This window comes from Butyrivibrio sp. AE2015, assembly GCF_000420825.1.
In the GTDB taxonomy this organism is placed as follows: Bacteria; Bacillota; Clostridia; order Lachnospirales; family Lachnospiraceae; genus Butyrivibrio.
The window spans coordinates 1-17,047 of sequence record NZ_ATVR01000020.1; the positions used below are offsets into that span (position 1 = coordinate 1).

At 41.1% G+C, this 17,047-nt stretch carries 14 protein-coding genes; 1 reads left to right on the forward strand and 13 read right to left on the reverse strand.

Features of this window, described 5'->3' with window-relative positions; genetic code table 11:
- Positions 1–631 precede the first annotated feature (631 nt).
- The 5 genes from G585_RS0110440 to G585_RS0110460 all read right to left on the reverse strand — a co-directional run bounded on the left by G585_RS0110440 (position 632) and on the right by G585_RS0110460 (position 6,629).
- Entirely contained in the window at positions 632–997 is a 366-nt protein-coding gene (locus tag G585_RS0110440) for a DUF1667 domain-containing protein (RefSeq protein WP_022774854.1), read from the reverse strand.
- A gap of 48 nt (positions 998–1,045) precedes the next feature.
- Positions 1,046–2,314, reverse strand: a complete 1,269-nt coding sequence (locus G585_RS0110445) for an NAD(P)/FAD-dependent oxidoreductase (RefSeq protein WP_022774856.1) — start codon at positions 2,312–2,314, stop codon at positions 1,046–1,048.
- On the reverse strand, positions 2,311–3,759 hold the full coding sequence (locus G585_RS0110450; RefSeq protein WP_022774857.1) for an NAD(P)/FAD-dependent oxidoreductase: 1,449 nt from the start codon (positions 3,757–3,759) through the stop codon (positions 2,311–2,313). The genes G585_RS0110445 and G585_RS0110450 overlap by 4 nt, the downstream gene beginning before the upstream one ends.
- A 17-nt stretch (positions 3,760–3,776) precedes the next feature.
- Positions 3,777–5,276, reverse strand: coding sequence for a glycerol kinase GlpK (gene glpK, locus G585_RS0110455; RefSeq protein ID WP_022774858.1), 1,500 nt, complete (start codon positions 5,274–5,276; stop codon positions 3,777–3,779).
- A gap of 174 nt (positions 5,277–5,450) precedes the next feature.
- Positions 5,451–6,629 carry a hypothetical protein gene (locus G585_RS0110460; RefSeq protein ID WP_022774860.1) on the reverse strand — a complete coding sequence of 393 codons (1,179 nt, stop codon included), beginning with the start codon at positions 6,627–6,629 and terminating at the stop codon, positions 5,451–5,453.
- Between the two features lie 142 nt (positions 6,630–6,771).
- Here G585_RS0110460 and G585_RS19535 point away from each other — a divergent pair, with 142 nt between their 5' ends.
- A complete protein-coding gene (locus G585_RS19535) occupies positions 6,772–6,942 on the forward strand; it encodes a hypothetical protein (RefSeq protein WP_022774861.1) in 171 nt (56 codons plus the stop codon).
- A gap of 25 nt (positions 6,943–6,967) precedes the next feature.
- On the opposite strand, the gene G585_RS17830 is transcribed toward G585_RS19535, so the two are convergent.
- The 8 genes from G585_RS17830 to G585_RS0110510 form a co-directional block, all read right to left on the reverse strand.
- Positions 6,968–8,395, reverse strand: coding sequence for an alpha-L-fucosidase (locus G585_RS17830; protein ID WP_022774862.1), 1,428 nt, complete (start codon positions 8,393–8,395; stop codon positions 6,968–6,970).
- Positions 8,392–9,624, reverse strand: a complete 1,233-nt coding sequence (locus tag G585_RS19540) for a pectin acetylesterase-family hydrolase (protein WP_022774864.1) — start codon at positions 9,622–9,624, stop codon at positions 8,392–8,394. Before G585_RS19540 ends, G585_RS17830 begins: the two co-directional genes overlap by 4 nt.
- A gap of 80 nt (positions 9,625–9,704) precedes the next feature.
- A complete protein-coding gene (locus G585_RS0110480; RefSeq protein ID WP_022774865.1) occupies positions 9,705–10,370 on the reverse strand; it encodes a DUF6320 domain-containing protein in 666 nt (221 codons plus the stop codon).
- On the reverse strand, positions 10,370–11,641 hold the full coding sequence (locus G585_RS0110485; RefSeq protein ID WP_022774867.1) for a hypothetical protein: 1,272 nt from the start codon (positions 11,639–11,641) through the stop codon (positions 10,370–10,372). Before G585_RS0110485 ends, G585_RS0110480 begins: the two co-directional genes overlap by 1 nt.
- A gap of 27 nt (positions 11,642–11,668) precedes the next feature.
- A complete protein-coding gene (locus G585_RS17840) occupies positions 11,669–14,323 on the reverse strand; it encodes a right-handed parallel beta-helix repeat-containing protein (RefSeq protein WP_022774868.1) in 2,655 nt (884 codons plus the stop codon).
- A gap of 299 nt (positions 14,324–14,622) precedes the next feature.
- A complete protein-coding gene (locus G585_RS0110500) occupies positions 14,623–15,768 on the reverse strand; it encodes a GGDEF domain-containing protein (RefSeq protein WP_022774871.1) in 1,146 nt (381 codons plus the stop codon).
- A 105-nt stretch (positions 15,769–15,873) separates the two neighbouring features.
- Positions 15,874–16,146, reverse strand: a complete 273-nt coding sequence (locus G585_RS0110505; protein ID WP_022774872.1) for a hypothetical protein — start codon at positions 16,144–16,146, stop codon at positions 15,874–15,876.
- Positions 16,147–16,250: 104 nt separating this feature from the next.
- Positions 16,251–16,949 carry a YggS family pyridoxal phosphate-dependent enzyme gene (locus G585_RS0110510; protein WP_022774873.1) on the reverse strand — a complete coding sequence of 233 codons (699 nt, stop codon included), beginning with the start codon at positions 16,947–16,949 and terminating at the stop codon, positions 16,251–16,253.
- Positions 16,950–17,047 lie beyond the last annotated feature (98 nt).

The following is a 17,047-nucleotide window of genomic DNA, read 5'->3' on the forward strand; positions in this document are numbered from 1 at the left end:
AAAGATGCTCGCGTCATGTCGAAAAAGATGTACAAGACATGAATAATAGAATAAATGCCAGATCTCATGCCAAACGATTCTATTCAAGGCATGAATTATGAGAAAAAATCTGACACAGCATGTCGAATTACTAAGCAAAGACATGGTATCTGAGTCAAAATCACTAACAACATGTCTGAACCACTATACAAAGCATGTGATACTTGCAAAAAATCTCCAAATCATGTCAGAAGCCTCTGCACAAGGCATGAAAATCGAAAAAAAACTCTCGCAGCATGCTATAGCCAGGTAAATCTTTATGTTTTCAATATCCCAAGTCTCGAGCTGATTCAATTTCAAACGCCCCTACTGTTCTCGGAATCAGAGTCAGAGGCCCTTATACCTAGCCACACCGAAGGTGCTTGCCATTGACGGGTTCTGGGGAAAACGCTACAATGCTGAATCCGACGGTGCATGAATCTAACTACTGTTCCCATCATCCTCACCGTCGGCAGAGCCTGCAGGGCGTTTTCCTCAGGTTCAGTCAATGGTGGCGCATGGAGCCAGCTACTTACGCATATACAAAGGAAGATGATTCTGATGTATGCTAATTGCAAACATCAGAATCATCTCACTAATCTACAGTCTTATATCAAACCGCAGCTATCTCTCTTGTAGCGATCACGCTTACTCCAGTTCCTGCAACATCTTCTATAAGTACATCTCCAATATGAGCAGGAGCACTGACAACAGCTGCGTCTATATCTTTCATGACTTCAAAGATCTTGTCCTTTGGAATATCGCTTGCAGTTTTTACTGATACTCTCTCTTTATCTCCACCGGTTATTCTAATAGTGCTTGTGACAATCCTGGTGGGATTAACAACTTCTTTTCTAGCATATATATCGCCCTTTGGGCAGGTATTACCTGCGACTTCCAAAACCTCTCCGTTTTCCATAGATACAGTCAGCTGGCAGCCCATAGGACATCCTATACAGGTAAGTTCTCTTTTTTCCATCTCCAATACCTCTATTTCCCTGATCTTATTAAATAAGCTTTCATAGGCTTACTCATTTTCAATCTTAACCGTTATCTTCTTAAGTCCGCTATGTTCCTGAATCTGGCTCTTTCTCAAAATGATTTGTTCCATTTCACCGGGAGCCATAATCCTCTTCTGGTTATGCATGATGCGTTCATCATCAAAGTAAACACTGACAAAAGAGTTCTTGTAAACATCACCGACTCTGAATCTTACTGTCAAAAGATCATCCATACGTTCAGGATTGATTGAACTTGGAACTGTATATCTCGCGCCATCTGTCGCAGTGATCTCAATTGTTTCTGCACCGCTTTCATCCTTGCAGCCATCATTTATGTACTTAACAGCGTTCTGACCTGCTCTTTTTGCTTCTTCAGAAACATAGTCAACAAGGTCATGAACGTGAAGAACATTGCCGCAGGCAAATACGCCCGGGATATTTGTCTCAAGGGACTCATTTACAACAGGGCCTGAAGTAACAGGGCTCATCTTTACGCCTGCTGATCTTGAAAGCTCATTCTCAGGGATAAGTCCGCAGGATAAAAGAAGTGTATCGCAAGTGTATCTCTCTTCTGTACCCTTGATTGGCTTTCTATCCGGGCCAACTTCTGCGATAGTTACGGCTGTCACATGGTCTTTTCCCTCGATGTCAACTACAGTATGTGAGAGCTTAAGAGGAATTCCATAGTCATCAAGACACTGAACTATATTTCTCTTAAGTCCGCCTGAGTAAGGCATAAGCTCAGCTACAACCTTTACCTTTGCACCTTCAAGTGTCATTCTTCGGGCCATAATAAGTCCGATGTCTCCAGATCCAAGGATAACAACCTCTCTTCCTGGCATATATCCTTCAATATTTACAAGTCTCTGAGCTGTTCCTGCAGAAAAGATACCTGCCGGTCTGTAACCCGGAATATTGAGGGCACCTCTTGGCCTTTCTCTGCATCCCATGGCAAGGATAACTGCCTTGGCTGCTATCTGGAAGCATCCGTCATCTTTATTTATTGCAGTTACAACCTTATCTGCTGAAATATCCATAACCATGGTATTAAGCTTATACTCAATGCCAAGATCCAAAGCCTTTTTGATAAATCTATAAGCATATTCAGGGCCTGTGAGCTCTTCCTTGAAAGTATGAAGGCCAAAACCATTGTGGATGCACTGATTTAAGATTCCACCAAGTTCATGGTCTCTCTCAAGGATAAGGATGCTGTCATTCCCTGCCTCTTTTGCTGCTACTGCGGCTGCAAGTCCTGCAGGACCGCCGCCTACAATTACTATGTCTACTGTCTTCATGATAAACTTGCCTCCCCTTTTGTTCTTTCAAGGACAATGTACGATTTGCCACCACTCTTGGTTATCTTCTCGTAAGGGAGTCCCAGTTCTCTATTGATTATTTCCATTGTTCTTGGACTGCAGAAGCCTGCCTGACATCTTCCCATTCCTGCCCTTGTTCTGCGCTTTACTCCATCAAGTGAGCGTGCGCCGAGAGGTCTGTGGATAGCCTCAAGGATTTCTCCTTCTGTTATGGATTCACATCTGCATACGATTGTTCCATAAGCAGGATTCTTTTTAATGAGCTCATTCATCTCTTCAACAGAAAGTCCCTCTGTCTTCGTGATTCCTTTTCTTGTTCCGATCCAGTTTTCTTTTTCAGTTAAAGAGAGCTTTTCTTTTACCATTTCTCCAACCATCTTTCCAATAGCAGGAGAAGCTGAAAGTCCAGGAGACTCGATTCCGGCTACATCGATAAAGCCAGGTGCATCCTTGACTTCCTCAATCACGAACTCATGTCTCTCAAGATGAGCTCGAAGTCCTGCAAAAGAAGTAATGACATTCCTCATAGGAAGATTCTTTACGTTTTCACTTGCCTTTGAAACAACTTCATCAAGCCCCTGTGCTGTTGTATTGTTGCCCTCTTTATTCTCAAGGTCGATTGCTGTAGGGCCCACAAGGAGGTTGCCGTGAACAGTAGGTGTAACGAGTACGCCCTTACCATACCTAGTAGGCTGAGGGAAAATAGTGTGTGACACATATCCTCCAACCTGCTTATCAAGAAGGCAGTAATCTCCGCGTCTCTCAATAATGTGCATCTTATCGCTGCTGACCATGTTGTGGATCTCATCGGCATGAACGCCTGCAGCATTTATAACCATACGGGTCACATATTCACCATTGTTTGTTCTTAAATGCCAAAGGCCATCCTCACCTCTTTTGATATCTTCAACTTCAGTGTTGAATCTAAACTCAACTCCGTTTACATTGGCGTTTTCAGCCATAGCTATCGTAAGCTCAAACGGGCAGATGATTCCGCCTGTAGGGGCAAATAAAGCACCCTCTACGTTATCTGAAAGATTAGGCTCCATCTTAAGAGCTTCCTCTTTTGAAAGGATCTTAAGACCCTTAACTCCATTTTTTACGCCTCTCTCATAGAGAGTCTTAAGGCCGTCAAGCTCCTCTTTGTGAACACAAACAACCATGGAACCGTTTCTCTTAAATGGGATATCAAGATCCTTTGAAAGCTGATCCATCATCTCATTTCCTTCCACGTTGAGTCTGGCCATAAGCGAGCCCTCTTCAGCGTCAAATCCGGCATGAACTATGGCAGAATTAGCCTTTGATGTGCCTTCGCATACATCTTCGCATTTTTCAAGCACACATACGTTAGCCTTGTATTTTGATACTTCTCTGGCAATGGCGCTTCCTGAAACCCCTGCGCCTATTATTAGACAATCGTACATATTTACCATCTCCTAAATTAGTTTTTTGCCCAACCGCGTGTTGAAGCAACAGCCTGTTTCCAGCCCGCAAGCTCTTTTTCTCTCTTTTCCTTATCCATTGAGCTCTTGAACTCTTTGTCTACAGACCAGTTATTTAAAACATCCTCTTTATTTTTCCAGTATCCAACCGCAAGACCTGCAAGATATGCTGCTCCCATAGCTGTAGTTTCAACACAGCTTGGTCTTACAACATCTGTATCTATAATGTCTGACTGGAACTGAAGCAGGAAATTGTTCTTGGAAGCTCCGCCATCAACTCGAAGACTTGTGAGCTTATTTCCTGTATCAAGCTCCATGGCTGCAAGTACATCTGCAGTCTGGAAAGCCAAAGACTCAACTGTCGCCCTTATAATGTGGTACTTATTTACGCCTCGTGTAAGTCCTACGATCGCGCCTCTTGCGTAAGGGTCCCAATATGGAGCACCAAGTCCTGTAAATGCAGGAACCACGTAGCATCCGTTTGTATCTTTAACTCTTGTTGCAAAATACTCTGAATCAGGTGCAGAATCAATTGCTCTGAGCTCGTCCCTAAGCCACTGAATTGCTGCTCCTGCAACATAGACTGAACCTTCCAGCGCGTATGTGACTTTTCCATCGATGCCCCATGCAATTGTTGTCAAAAGATCATTCTTGGAATAAACAGGCTTATCTCCTGTATTCATGAGCATAAAGCAGCCGGTTCCATAAGTGTTCTTGGCATCGCCCTTGTTGAAACATGTCTGTCCAAAAAGCGCCGCCTGCTGGTCACCTGCAGCTCCTGCGATCCTAATAGGTCCTCCAAAGAACTCAGGATCTGTCTCGCCATAGACACAGCTTGAAGGCTTAACCTCAGGAAGCATGCTCATAGGAATATCAAGAATTTCGCAAAGCTCTTTATCCCATTCCAATGTATTGATGTTAAAAAGAAGTGTTCTTGAAGCGTTAGAATAATCGGTTACGTGAACCTTTCCCTTTGTAAGCTTGTAAATAAGCCAGGAATCAACTGTTCCAAAACAAAGCTCGCCATTTTCTGCTCTCTGTCTTGCTCCATCCACATTATCGAGGATCCATCTGATCTTGGTTCCTGAAAAATAAGGATCGAACTTAAGACCTGTCTTGCACTGGAATTCCTCAACGATTCCGGGTCTTTCAGCTTTCATTTTTTCTGCAAAATCAGCAGTTCTGCGGCACTGCCATACAATGGCGTGTGTGATTGGCTGTCCTGTCTTTCTGTCCCAAACGATAACAGTCTCACGCTGATTTGTTATTCCGATTGATGCTATATCTTCAAATTTGGCGTCAATCTTATTCATTGCCTCTCTTGCTACAGACAACTGTGTCTGCCAAATTTCGCTGGCATCATGCTCAACCCAGCCTGGCTCCGGAAAGAACTGTGTGAATTCCTTTTGAGCACAGGAACAGATCTCTCCCTTTTGATTAAAAAGGATACATCTGTTACTTGTTGTTCCAGAGTCCAAAGCCATTACATATTTAGCCATTTATTACTCCTACCCTTCCCCAAAAAATCTTAAATCATGCTATTATGATAAGTCCATATTGTGCTATTTGCAATACATTCACAATATTCTAGCTCTATTTTTGTAGCATTTTAACAAAAAGATATATTAGTTTTTGTTGGAAACCAATATATCTTTTTCAGTTTTCTTGTGCTATCAATCAGCTTCGATTGCTTCGTAAGCAGTATAGTAAGTTTCTATCCTGTCAAATTTGTAATAGGCATCGCCCTTTATTGTGGCAAGACTCCCCGGATTTATACAGACTTCATCAATGTTGTGCGGAATAAGCCAGATACAGTCCACAAGCTCATCTCCGTCAAAGAAAAGAATGTAGGCATCAACCTTGACCTTTATGTCTGAAGTATTGTCGGCCGCTAAAATAACCGAGTTGCCATCCACCTTCGTGTAGACGAGAACCTGATCAGTCATGTCCTTTTCGTAGGGAGTTCTTTTGGTAATGGTAAATTCATACATTGATGGGATCATACCATTTAAGTCGCTCTTATCAAAACGCCCCTCAATCACAAACTTGGCCTCATCAGGCACCACCTCCGATGTTCTCTCAGAAACTGCCAGCTCATTCCCCTCGCTGTCTCTTGCTGTGAACATACACTCATATCTGAATGTTTCTCCTGTCTTATTCTGGAGCACAATAACAGGATTACAGTTGTGATCGTCCTCTCTGAAATACTGGGCAACTATGATCGTCCCAAGAGGAAGTCCGCCATAAGATGGCATATCATCATCAGAAGCACCCACGAATCCGCTTACAGGTTTTGTATCATAGTCTTTTTCTATATCTTCAAATTTCTCAAAGATGTTTTGAGGATAGTCCCTGTAATCAAGTGAATCCGCTTTTTCCTCTGAAGTCCCTGCACTACTTGCAGCTGTCCCGCTTACATATCCAGGTTTATCCTGAATCACACCGTCACTTACGTAGTAGAGGTCTTCACTTTCTTTTTCAGTCCCCTCGGTTTCATTTTGGGCTGTTTCTATGTGTTCAACATTAAGATCCAGATTCTTTTTCCCTTTGAGAAAAGACATATCGAATCCCATGTTGGAATAATTCTCATATATTATCTGTTTCCAAAAAGGCATCCCCATCCCTTTATCAAAAGGTAACGAAATACCGTAGCAATTTAAATACATGATTATTGGAACAAGAACTCCTACAAAAGACATGCAAAGAGCTCTGACTATATTTATTGATTTTTTCTGTAAATAACAATAAATACTCAGACAAAGAGCTATAATTGATGGAAATATTCCGACCAAAACAAAAGATGACAGAAGACCAAGTACAGATAATAAAATTGTAATTACAAGCAATTGCATGAAATTACCCCTCATTTTATGTGCATATTACACAAAAGTTATTCTCAAATAAATGTCAATACTTGTATCTATATTTTTTTATACTACAATATATTGTAGTTAGAAAGTGTATGAATTTTCGTTTTTTGAGGAGGGTGTGATTATGAATAGTGTTGCTACTTTGGAGGCTTCAGACCAGCTGATAATACGTAGCATTCTTCGTTCTATGGCCAATGAACACTGGTCAGTTGCCGAAGCACTGGATGAGTATGATATTCCCGAGGATCTTCGTGATGAATATGAAGCTCAGATAGAAGCCTGCTTTGTTGATTGAAGCAAGCTTCTACCCGGATCATCCGTTATAACATTTCAATCTTAAATACGACTGGCATATCGCTCTTGTAATCTGTTTTTAAATGAAGACCATCGTCTTTTCTTTCAAAAGTTACAGGGCTATCGTTTGCCAGCACTTTGATGCCTCTGATTATACCTGAAAAACCGGTAGAACTGGCGGCATCTTTTTGTGTACCAAGGCTCTTTACTATGTATTCACCATTATCAGCGCATTTAAGAACATGCACATAGATATTGCCATGTGCCACTGTGAATCTGATATCTTCAGGCGTATAGTTTATCTTCTGCTTATCGGTAAACTGTCCGCCGCCCATCTTGGTTGGTCCTTCTTCTGCTACTCTGTATGGCTTTGAATTATAGATAGCTTCGCCGTTTTCTGAGAGCCACTTACCTATTCCAAGTAATGTCTTTTTATCCTCATCAGAAATTGTCCCGTCAGGCTTTGGTCCGACATTTAAAAGCATATTTCCGTTCTTGGCCACTGCGTCGATAAGGTTGCATACTATTTCCTCAGAATCCTTGTACTCATTGTCGATAGTGTAACACCAGGAGCGTCTTCCTATCGCCGTATCAGTCTGCCAGATAAATGGCTGTGCCAGAGCCATCTGTCCCCTCTCCACATCAGGAACTGCAACTCCAAATGGGAATGCATCGTGCTTGTAGTTGATGACACCAACCTTTCCGATCTTCTCCATTTCGTTGTAATAGTAAGCTGCCATCTCTCTAAGGTATGGCTTTAAACAAGCTTCCTGTATCCACCAGTCAAAATAAAGAACTTCAGGATGATAGTTATCAATGATCTCTTTTGTCCTTAAAAGCCAGTCCTCCATAAACTCTTTTGTTGGAGTAGGCTCAGCATAGAGGTCGTAATGATCCTCAGGCTCTTTCATTGCAGGCCAGTAGAGGCTATCCTTTGTAATAGAGTCGTTTATATCACTCTCAAAATTTCTGCCGTGGCTCATAAAGAACCAGTGCTCTATTCTGTGTGAAGAAGCGCCAAGTCTCATGCCCTTTTTCTCAACGCTCTTTTTAAGCTCTCCAAGATAATCAATCTTTGGTCCCATCTCATAGGCATTCCATTTTGATATCTTGCTCTTGTACATCTGAAATCCGTCGTGGTGTTCTGCTACAGGAACTACATATTTTGCTCCCGCCTTCTGGAAAAGATCTGCCCATTCATCGGCATTAAATTTCTCAGCCTTGAACATAGGAATAAAATCTTTATATCCAAAATCCTTATGAGGGCCGTAGGTCTTAACATGATGTTCAAACTCTCTTGTGCCCTGAATATACATATTTCTTGAGTACCATTCATTGGCATATGCAGGAACGGAATAGATTCCAAAATGGATGAATATTCCAAATCGTGCATCTGAGTACCACTGCGGCACTCTGTAATTTGATAGTGAATCCCAATCTGCTGTGTAAGTCATTTCTTTCTAGTCCTTGCTTTCCCCTTTTTATTATTTTCTTTATCTTCTCGTAAAAGATCCATTCCAACATCATAAACCTTACCTTCAACGGCATCAATAAGCCAGTTGGCCATAGATATGCCATTTTGGGTAAATGCGGTGAAATGGAGCTCTCTCACACTGGTGTGAACTGTTCCTCCCATGGTAATAAGCGGTAATTTCCAATCATTTATGAAAATGCCAAAAGATGGAGTTATACTCTTTAGCTCTTTTACCATCTGAATAAGCTGGTGATAGTACTCATCCTGCACTTCAGAATCCGTCTCATACTTTCTGCGGATAATATCGTTGTAATAAGCACTTAATAGATAATCTCTGGTGGAACTTGAATATAAAAATTTAAACCTGTCCCCATACTTGGCATAAAGAGCTTTATACCAGTCAAGGGTTATGTTATCGCTGACTATCGGCTTCCAAAGACTTTCCTTTGTCATCCAGATATTTTTAGCTGTCTTTCTCCAGTTTTTGTAAAGGAGCTGTCCGCTGTCAGAAAAAACCGTGATATTCCTGGCGTTTGGATAATAGTCATCAACAATCTCTCCAGCCAGGGCGGGAACCGCGAAGGCACCTGCTGAATTACCGGCAATCAAAAGCTTTGATGGTGATGGAAAGAGCTTTTTAGCCACTTTCATACTCTCGCGGAAATTTACGTATCCATGGAAATGAAGGACTTCATCCTTACCCTCCTCTGATTTATATGGATAATCGTTGTTTCCGATATGGAAATCTCCTGTGGCATAAGTTATTACCACAAAGCTCCAGTCCTTAAAAGGATTTTTATCCGATGCTATGTCGGTTATACCAACGTTTATATTCATAAGCTGGGTAAAAGGTCTTAAATTATTCCAATAATAGTTTGGAAGTCCTGCCGCGACTTTGCCCCCTGTAACAGGTCTTGCTGCAGTGTACTCATTCCATGCTACTCCGCCTCCTGATAAAAAGACGCACAGCTTATCCGGATCAGCTTTTTTAACATAGATATAATACTCAGAACCATCTCCCGAAAGCCCCCTGTCCAGAGAGACTCTGTACCAGGTCATATCCTTGGGATCATCAGGAAGTTCATCCGCCAGTTTGTTGCGGTCCTCCATTACCTTTCCAATGGAGTTCTCCACGAAGTCTCCCACTCTGTTTGCAAAGACGATTCCTCGTTTGAAATTGCTTTTGTTAAGTCTGTTCTTTAAACTCATGAAACACCTATTACACTTTGTGATGATACTTTGTGTGATACTTTGTGATGATATACGGATTGCTCCGCTTCGCTACATCATCACATGTTAAACATTTTTTCTGAAGCATTCTTAAGGTCGCCGAACCTGAAGATGATAACTCCTGCAAAGAGGATCAGGTATATCATCACGCTGGTGACTGCAGGCCACGGAACCTTATTCATGCCATTTTTGATAAATAAAATCTGAAGAAGTACCATCACAAGGTCAAGTACAAGGTAAAGAATGTACTCATCAAGTCTTAGCTTTAACACAAGGGCTGTAATAATTGTTGCAATGGCGAGCCCTATAAGCGTCAGCGGTATCATCCACGCAAAACTCCACCCATAAAAACCTGTATGAAGATCAACATAAATATCTACAACAATAGCGACTATTACTTCCCATGTTATTACCTTTATCAGGTTGTTTCTAAGATACATGGTGGTTATTATCGTGATCCATCCTGCCAGAATTCCCAGCATAACGGGACTGATAAATGAGAACTTATTCTCAGTCATGATATTGATGGTTGCAAAAACTATTTCTGAAGCCACAAACAGGAAGGTACATACCTTCAAAAACGTGATATTACTGATCTTTTTTCTTCTTATTGTTGGAAAAGAAGGACTTGCTTCGCCTTCTACATTTTTAAGTTTCCCCTGGCATAATGGGCAACAGCTCTTATTTCCTCGTATATTAACTTTACACTTTGGGCATATCTGCATCAGTCACTTACCTCCTCATCATAGTCATTTGACCCAAGCTCAACTTCTATTCCCTGCTCTGACAGGCATCTAAAGAAATTAAGCATTACCCTGTGGGTCTTAAATGGTGAGGCTTCGCCAAAAGTCATCTTATCGCCAAAAGAGCATACTGTTACCTGCTGTGATGCAGCGGTCATAAAGGCACTGAATCTGTCTATATATTCCTCAACCTCTTTGGGCATTTTGATCCTTCCAATGTTTGACATGGAAGTTGTTACACCCTTTTTGGCAGCAGCATCAAATCTTCCGATCGTAAAATCCTTTATAGGAAGTGGAACCACTTTAACGGCCAGATTGTGCTCAAGAGCAGAATAAGAATTCATGGTCTTTTCAATATTCTCAGCTGAGAGTTTTTCCTTAAAGGCTTTGTCAACAGGCTCTATTATCGTATTCAGATTGCCGTCATAATTAGCAGGATCATAATCGATATTGATAACGCCAAAGAAATTCCTGGCTGTTCCACTGTGATAGAACTGTCTCAAATTTACAGGAACACTTACCACAACATGCCTTTTCTTTTGACCACGGTTCATGCTGAGTATGGCAGCCTTAATATAGATTGCAACGCATAAAACGCCAACTGTTGTGTTATGCTGATGTGCAAGTTCCAGGAATTTACTGCTTGATACCGTTCCTTCAAGAAGATGCGGAAGGAGGTTTTCATCAAGCTCACCGCTTACCTGATATGCCTTAACAGCTGACATCTCCTTAAGCTGCTTGAGTCCCTTTTGCTTGCTGTAGTTATCAATGAATGCATCAACATTCTTTTCTTCCACAGAAAACTCATCAACAGGCTTGATATCCTCGCTAAGTGAGTGTTTCAGCTGAAGGTAACGGATAATAAGAGTCTTAAAGAACATGAAGGCTCCGGTTCCATCCGCAAGAACGTGGAACATTTCAAGATTTATTCTTTTATCAAAATAGTTAACTCTGTATAAAAGATTTTTATGCCCCGGAATATAAAGCGGCATGCAGGCCGGTGTGTGCTCAAGTTCAACAACAGGCCTTAGATCACTGTCCTCAAGGTAATACCAGAAAATTCCCCTGTGAAGGACACAGTTAAAAAACGGAAATTCATCGATAGTCTCATCAAGAGCTATCTGAAGCATATCCTTTTCAACTTTTTCTTTTAACTCGCATGTAAGTCTGAATACCCTTGTGTTTGCTCCTCTGGCCGTAGAAGGAACAATCTTAGCGGCATTATCCAGTTTGTACCAATTTTTTCTCTCCATCAAAACTTTTAATCCTTATCTATAGTTTTATAAATGCTCAATTCTTTCGGTCACTATATCCATAGATGCTCTGCTTATCCTATAGATAACATCCTCCAGTGAAATGAACTTTTTCCCTCTTATAAATTTGAGATATTTGGGTTTAAATCTCATCTTTATGCCCTTTGGCTCTATTCCGCTGTTGACCTTCTCTTCAATGGTACTGCAGGTATCAACAGGGTCGTGCGCCAGGCTCTTATTTAAAATGCAAAGAAGCGTTCCCGCTGTCCTTACAAGTCCCTCAGCGTTGGGGTCATCACTTACGTCAAGTGATTGCAGCGCTCCTACAGACCACTTCTTTAAACTATGATATATTCCGTACTCACAGTCAAGCTCTACAAGCTTTTCATTGGTGGAATCATAGAGCCACACTTCGTTCCCCTTAACGAACATGTCGCTGACTATAAAGAGTTCGCCCTCAAATGGGAACTTTATTCCTACATTTGAGCACCCGGTCAAAAGAACATTCGCATTAACTTCTGCAACATAGTCGCCAAGGTCAGTCTCAAAGCCTGTGGTATCTGCAACCATCTCAGGCTCTGACTCATACCTGATATCTTCTTCCTCTTTTTCTTTCTTTTCTTCTATTCTCGCATTCTCATCATGCTTTATCTTATAGGAATAGAACAAAGGAGTCTGGACTGTAAACCTGTCACTGCCGCATTCCTCGAAAGGCCCTGCAACAGGGAAGCGCCCTCTTTTTCTGCCAAAATAGTCTGTATCAAACAGAATTGAGCTTCCATCAGGGTTCTCAAATCTCTCCTCCGGTTCAAAAGCAAGTCCTAAAGAATCGGAATTAACAGGAACTGTAAAGCTCCTTGGAAGATACTCATAAAGATTGGTATGAAGTGTATACCGTCCCTCTTCTTCATCCACATACAGGCTTATTTTGTGACCCTGATCCATATGAGCAGAGGTCTCAAAATCACAGCTCCTTGCGCCATTAAAATAGGCGTTGCCTCCGAAATAAACCGGCAGATGATCATAGTACAGATCATTAGAGCCTAAAGTCTTTTTTGCGTTCCTGCCAAATTTGCCAAAATATTCAGAAGGACTTGGATATGTGTTGTAAGGAACAGTTCCACATATAAAGTTGTTGCGGTCTATGGTATCAGCTTCTTTTGAAACACAGTAGTCCAAAAGATCCTGTCTTATTGGCTTTTGAACAAAAATGTTGTTATAAAATCTCGCGTCACCGTGAAGTATTGTCATAAAGCCTGCAATCTTCGTTGAATGCGGCACATGATATGGAGTATATCTGTTTGTAGCAAACTTTTTCCCGCCATTGTCTGTTCCATTTCCAACATAGGTAAAAGAGCCGGCTATAAGATTGTGCACAAAGGCAATTCCCTGAGCACTGATCCTTGCTGCAATATCAGACAAAAGCAGATTGTGATCAACAATTGTCGGGCCATGGGATACCTCGATAAATATATCTTCTCCAAGGGAGAGCCCGCTTTCTATGATAGTTCCCTTTGGCGGAACATTATCGTGAAGGAAGTTCTGGGTAACCCTTGTTCCCTGTGCCTCCCAGTCAAGCCATATTCCTCTTGTGCAGTGGTCGATATGGTTCCTTCTGATCTGCGTATCTATTGCAGCGTGGAACTTGATACCGCCAATCTCCGCGCCTTCAAGGTTGTGCTTATTGTTTATATGATGGATGTGGTTGTCCTCGATGATTGAGAAAGCACATCCCATATGGCCTACAATTCCTGCCTGACCGCAGTCATGTATATCACATCTTCTGACAATGTGAGATCCAACTGTTTCTTTATCCCAGCCATCATTAACTGCCTGGCACACTGCATCTCTCTGGGTCTGCGTGCCATCTTTTAACCAATAGGAAGTCCACTTGTTGTTATTGCCCTGCTGATAATACTTTCCAAGGCTTATTCCAACACATTTTGACTCAGCTATCTCGCACTCTTCTATGATCCATCCCTTTGACCAGTTTGGCCCTACCATACCTTCCTGCATTGCTGTAGGCGGCGCCCACTGAGTCGCAGCATTCCTGATCATAAAACCACTTACAGTAATATAATCCAAGCCTTTTTTCTCCGGGAAAAAGCAGGCCCTTCTGACAGAGATCTCTACATCCTCCTGATTCGGGTCTTTTCCCTGGAAGTTGGCATAGATGACCGTATTGTTGTCTTCCTGGGCTGTAAACCAGACATATTCTGAAAAATCAGGGTTCCAGGAACGCTTATCCTTATTTGGATGCATACAAAAAGACAGATCAAAAACTTCAGTCATTGATCTTCCATTTAGATATAATTCACCTGTGTGGGGATTTTTATCTGAAGTCTTGAACCAGTCGCCTGCAACTTCAGAAATATATGGATTGTAATCTCCGAAAAAGCTGTTTGGAATCCTGATCCTCCAGACATTTTCAAAGGCTTCAAAGCCCTTTAGTTCTTCGGAGCCTGTGATCACAGCTTCGCCCCTGGATGTACTCTTATAGACGATTCTCTCTTTTACGGTGCCTGAGTTTTTAGGTCTTACCCACTCTCTGTATATACCGGGAGCAACCAGGACAGTGTCACCAGCCACTGCTATATCAGCTGCTTCCTGAATAGTCTTAAAAGGATGATTAACGCTTCCGTCACCGCTCCTAAGCACATTGCCCGCTACGTATATCTGCATATTCCCCCTCCTCATAAAACTGTGTTCAGAATTCTTTATTTACAGACACAAATATAGCTACAATACTAGTATATCACTAAAAGTGTATGCTATACTTACTGATAATTCAAAAAATAGAAAGCAAACAAAACTTTACACGGGAGAATAAAATATATGGCACGAATGAAGTTTATATATGCGATTGCGATTATTGCAGCACTTATTATAGGGGGATTGATTATCAATTTGGTTAGTTCTTTATTTTGAGAATAAAAAAGCATGCGATATAACCTTAACAGGTTAAATGCATGCTTATTATTTCAATTTATTTTCTTTTGCTTATAAAGATCTGAATCCGCTCTTGCGATGAAGGACTGGAGCGATATTGGTGACTCGAAGTCGTACTGGGCGATTCCTACGCTTACTGACAGATCATAGTTGGTATTATAGTTTTCAGTAATGCGTTTTACATTGTTCTTTATCTGATCTGCAAGCCACGTAGCTTCTGCCCTGTAGGACATCTCTGCAACTACCACGAACTCATCTCCGCCATACCTTGATACAAAGAACCTGCTTCTAGGGCCCTGACATGCTTCCTTGATGGCGTCTGAAATTCTGATAAGAGCGTTATCTCCTTCAAGATGTCCATATGTTTCATTAACAGTTCTGAAATGATCAATATCAATAAGAAGTATAAAAAGAGACATCCCAGGCTCTTCTTCTCTCATCTTTCTGGCAAGATATCTGAACATCTGATTCTTGTTATTTAACTGAGTAAGCGGATCCAAAGAAATCAGACTCTCTGTCTGAGTAATATATGCATAAAAAACTGCGGCTACAATTCCATAGCACAAAAACGGTATTCTCCAGTATACTGCCTGTAAAATACCAAGAATGATCGGCATACATGGAAATACGCCTATCATAAAGTACATGCCCCTATCAGCATATCTGTCCTTATCAAGAGCCCTGTAAAACGCCTTTGCTGAAGATGCAAGAAGATATCCGAAAGGAACTATAATAAGTACCAGATAGAGGTTTCCACCCACAAGGACATTATTCTCATCCACATAAAATACCAACCCTGTTCTGTAGGCTGATACACATAAAATCGCAGAAACCCAGACAGGTATACTTATCAGAAGTCTTGCTATGTCATTCTCTACCATTTTTCCTTTTTGCAGAGTTTCAGACAAAATGAACCAAAGATATGCATCTACACTTATAAGCAAATATGTAAATATGTTGGATAAATAAAGGAAAGGCTTAGAGTTGCTGATGATACCGCTATCAACAAGTGCCCAGAATATCTCTGCTATAAAATAAAGCATTGTAACAAAGACTATATCGCCAAGGTAAACTGTTGAAAGGTCTTTATTAACGCCTCTAACAATTTTAAAAAGAATTATTCCAAGTAAGAAAAAACAAGCCAAATAGGCCTCAATGTAGTAAAATTCGTACCCCAAAGTAAAACCTCCGCCATACTTGTGCAATTGAATGAATTTTATCACGATTTTTTTTGCTTGTAACCAAAATTCATTCGATTTAATACTTTGTTTATAATTTGGGGTTCACGCTCCTCCGGCAATAGCCTTAAGCGCATCAAATTCAGACTCGTAGACGCCTCCCATGGCCTCCAGATCTTCCCATGAGTACCATGCTCCGCTAAGCTGAACACCTTTGATAGAAATATCGGTAGCAATGACCATGAATGGCTTATGATTAACAACAATATATGCTGTTCTGTTAAGCCCAAAAGGAGTAACAAAAACATGCCCCGTTTCAATCAGATGATTGATCTGATCTATTGTGTAATTCTTATTTAATGGAGTAGTTTTTAGCATATATCTCGCCCTTCAAAAATCGAATTGCTCCCTCAAAAAAGAAAGAGTCAAATAGTATAAAATCATTATACTATCTGGCTCTTTTAGTGTAAATTCGTTTATATTTATTTAATATTTGAATAATCTCTTTCTCCAAAAATGCCGGTTCCCACACGTACAAATGTTGCGCCTTCCTCGATAGCGACCTGGTAATCACCCGTCATTCCCATAGATAAAGTGTCCATTTTAACACCCTGTATATTTGCTGCATTTATCTCATCTTTCAACTCTCTAAGTCCTTTGAAAAAGACTCTGTTGCTCTCCGGATCATCTGTATAAGGAGCAATGGTCATAAGCCCTCTTATCTTTAGATGTTCAAGACTACTGATTGTCTTAACAAAGTCCAACGCCTCATCCGGTGCAAGTCCAAACTTGGTGTCCTCACCGGCCATATTCACCTCTATAAGTACATCTGCCACAATACCTGCTTTTGCAAACTGCTTCTCTATCTCAAGTGCCAGCTTTTCATTGTCCACAGAATGGATCATCTTAACTATGCCGGGCAGATATTTAACCTTATTGGCCTGAAGATGGCCTATCATATGCCAGTCCACATCCTCTGTTATCACTTCGTGCTTATCCCTGATTTCCTGGACTTTATTCTCACCAAAAACTCTTATCCCGCAGTCCATGGCCTGTCTGATATCGCTTACAGGTTTTGTCTTGCTGACTGCAATAAGAGTAACTTCGCTTCTGTCTCTCCCGGCTTTTTCGCATGCCTCACAGATTTTTTTCTCTACAAATTCAAGATTATCCTTGATCATGATCATATCCCCATTTAATAATCGAACGTTTTTCCGCTTTATTTTTTCTGGGGCTTATTATATCATAATTCTAGGGGATACGAATACATATACTATAT

What these genes read in the sequence shown, in the direction of transcription:
- G585_RS0110440 (WP_022774854.1), bottom strand. Translation starts at nt 997, where the DNA reads ATGGAAAAAAGAGAACTTACCTGTATAGGATGTCCTATGGGCTGCCAG.
- G585_RS0110445 (WP_022774856.1), bottom strand. Translation starts at nt 2,314, where the DNA reads ATGAAGACAGTAGACATAGTAATTGTAGGCGGCGGTCCTGCAGGACTT.
- G585_RS0110450 (WP_022774857.1), bottom strand. Translation starts at nt 3,759, where the DNA reads ATGTACGATTGTCTAATAATAGGCGCAGGGGTTTCAGGAAGCGCCATT.
- glpK (WP_022774858.1), bottom strand. Translation starts at nt 5,276, where the DNA reads ATGGCTAAATATGTAATGGCTTTGGACTCTGGAACAACAAGTAACAGA.
- G585_RS0110460 (WP_022774860.1), bottom strand. Translation starts at nt 6,629, where the DNA reads ATGCAATTGCTTGTAATTACAATTTTATTATCTGTACTTGGTCTTCTG.
- G585_RS19535 (WP_022774861.1), top strand. Translation starts at nt 6,772, where the DNA reads ATGAATAGTGTTGCTACTTTGGAGGCTTCAGACCAGCTGATAATACGT.
- G585_RS17830 (WP_022774862.1), bottom strand. Translation starts at nt 8,395, where the DNA reads ATGACTTACACAGCAGATTGGGATTCACTATCAAATTACAGAGTGCCG.
- G585_RS19540 (WP_022774864.1), bottom strand. Translation starts at nt 9,624, where the DNA reads ATGAGTTTAAAGAACAGACTTAACAAAAGCAATTTCAAACGAGGAATC.
- G585_RS0110480 (WP_022774865.1), bottom strand. Translation starts at nt 10,370, where the DNA reads ATGCAGATATGCCCAAAGTGTAAAGTTAATATACGAGGAAATAAGAGC.
- G585_RS0110485 (WP_022774867.1), bottom strand. Translation starts at nt 11,641, where the DNA reads ATGGAGAGAAAAAATTGGTACAAACTGGATAATGCCGCTAAGATTGTT.
- G585_RS17840 (WP_022774868.1), bottom strand. Translation starts at nt 14,323, where the DNA reads ATGCAGATATACGTAGCGGGCAATGTGCTTAGGAGCGGTGACGGAAGC.
- G585_RS0110505 (WP_022774872.1), bottom strand. Translation starts at nt 16,146, where the DNA reads ATGCTAAAAACTACTCCATTAAATAAGAATTACACAATAGATCAGATC.
- G585_RS0110510 (WP_022774873.1), bottom strand. Translation starts at nt 16,949, where the DNA reads ATGATCAAGGATAATCTTGAATTTGTAGAGAAAAAAATCTGTGAGGCA.